Consider the following 2,130-nt stretch of genomic DNA (forward strand, 5'->3'; position numbering starts at 1 on the left):
CCGGCCGACAAAATGACCTTGTCGGTAGAGCCGTAGCCCACACCCAGGTTGATCATGCCGGTGGGTTTTTCTTTGACGTCGACGTTGACGTCGATCTGGTCGGGCGAGCCGGGCACAGGCGCGGTTTGTACGTTAATGTCGTTGAAATAACCCAGCCGATCGATGCGGTCGCGCGACATCTTGATGTCGGTCGAGTCGTACCACGAAGATTCCATCTGGCGCATTTCACGACGAATGACCTCGTCGCGGGTACGGGTGTTGCCGCCGATTTGAATGCGGCGCACATACACCCGACGGCCCGGGTCGACGTAGAAGGTAAGATCGGCTTCGTGGGAATCGCGGTCTAGCACGGGGTTGGGGTTGACGTTGGCAAACGCATAACCCAGGCTTCCCAGGTAATCGGTAATGGCCTTGGCCGTTTCGTTGGTCTTGGCCGCCGAAAACGTTTCGCCCTCTTTGATTTTGATCAGCTCTTGAATTTCAGCATCGAGACCCAGCAGCTCGCCGGCCAGCTTGACGCTGCGCAAGGTGTAGGGTTCGCCTTCGTGCAGGGTAAACGTAATGAAGATGCTCTCGCGGTCGGGCGAGATCGACACCTGCGGCGGCTCGGCCGAAAATTCGAGGTAGCCGCGGTCTAGGTAGAACGACCGGATGCGTTCAATGTCGCCTTCGAGCTTTTCACGCGAGTATTTGTTGGTACCCGTGTACCAGGTCATGAAGCCCGAGGTGGTGAGCTCGAGCTCGTCGCGCAGCCTGCCGGCAGAGAAATCTTCGTTGCCGACAAAATTGATTTCGCTGATCTTGGCCAGTTCGCCTTCGAAGATGTCAAAACTGACACCGACCCGATTACGCGGCAATGGCGTAATGATGGGGCTGATTTCGACCCCGTACTTGCCCTTGGCCAGGTATTGTTGCTTAAGCTCAAATTGGGCGCGCTCGAGCATGGCCTGGTCAAATACGCGGCCCGGCCCGAAACCCACCGTACTGAGCGATTTATTCAGCGCCTCGGCGTCGAACTCGCGCATGCCGTTGAAAGTAACCGACGCAATGGTGGGCCGCTCTTTGACGTTGACCACCAGCACATTGTTATCGGTATCAATGGTGACGTCGCTGAAAAAGCCGGTTGCGTATAGGCGCTGAATGGCTTCACTGGCCTGCTCTTGAGTAAATTTCTCGCCCACCTTGACCGGCAGGTAGCTGAATACAGCCCCCACATCGACACGCTGGATGCCGTTCACTCGAATGTCTTGCACCACAAAGGGCGTAAATGCACCGGCTAGGCCTGGGGCCATCAAGGCCGCCAAAATGAAAGGCAGGGCACGCTGGGTAATTTTAGTTTTCCGGCGGAACGACATCCTGGTGGATCCTTAGCTTAGTAGATCAAATTGGGGAACGATTGTAAGGCAGAACCCGCTTAGACAAGTAGCATTAACTGAAAAGACGGGAAAAATCATTAAAGAACGCCAAACTCATCAGGGCAACCAGCAAACCCAGGCCGACACGCTGGCCCGTTTCCATCCAGTTTTCGGGTAGCGGTTTACCGCGCAGCATTTCGATGAGGTAATACATGAGATGGCCGCCGTCGAGCATAGGAATGGGCAGCAAATTCAACACGCCGATACTAACACTGATCAGGGCCAGAAAACCGATATAAGCGGCCAGCCCGATACGTGCCGTCTGGCCGGCATAATCAGCAATCGTGACCGGCCCGCTGATATTGCGCACCGATACGTCGCCCGTTACCATGCGGGCCATCATTTTCAATGAAAACCACACCGTATCGAACGTGCGGGTCACGCCGCGTGTCACGCTTTCCACAGGGCCGTAGCGCACGGTAGCCATGGGGAAATCAGCCCCCAGCATGACGCCGATGCGTCCTACCCGTTCGCCTTCGGCGTTGGTTTCTGCCTGTGGAACAAGCTTGAAGCTGAGCCGGGCGTCGTTGCGCTGCACGGTCAAGGGCAAGGACTGACCCGCCTGCGACTGAATATAAGCCACCAGCGCCGCCGCCGAAGGCTCGATAAGCGGCCCGGCCGTCACGATGATGTCGCCCTCTTGCAAGCCGGCCTGTTCGCCCGCCCCGCCCGCCACGACCTGGCGCACCAGGGGGCGAGGCGTTGCCAGGGCAAG

The 2,130-nt window shown here is 57.5% G+C and carries 2 protein-coding genes; both read right to left on the reverse strand.

Annotated elements, in window-relative coordinates:
- Nucleotides 1–1,355 (reverse strand): outer membrane protein assembly factor BamA (gene bamA, locus VL003_RS08610; protein ID WP_325441543.1); only part of this gene is annotated, 1,355 nt, incomplete at its 3' end.
- A gap of 73 nt (nucleotides 1,356–1,428) precedes the next feature.
- Nucleotides 1,429–2,130: RIP metalloprotease RseP (rseP, locus tag VL003_RS08615; protein WP_325441545.1), on the reverse strand; the 702-nt coding region annotated here is incomplete at its 5' end.

The sequence above is a fragment of the Pusillimonas sp. genome, assembly GCF_035515275.1.
Classification (GTDB): Bacteria; Pseudomonadota; Gammaproteobacteria; order Burkholderiales; family Burkholderiaceae_B; genus Pusillimonas.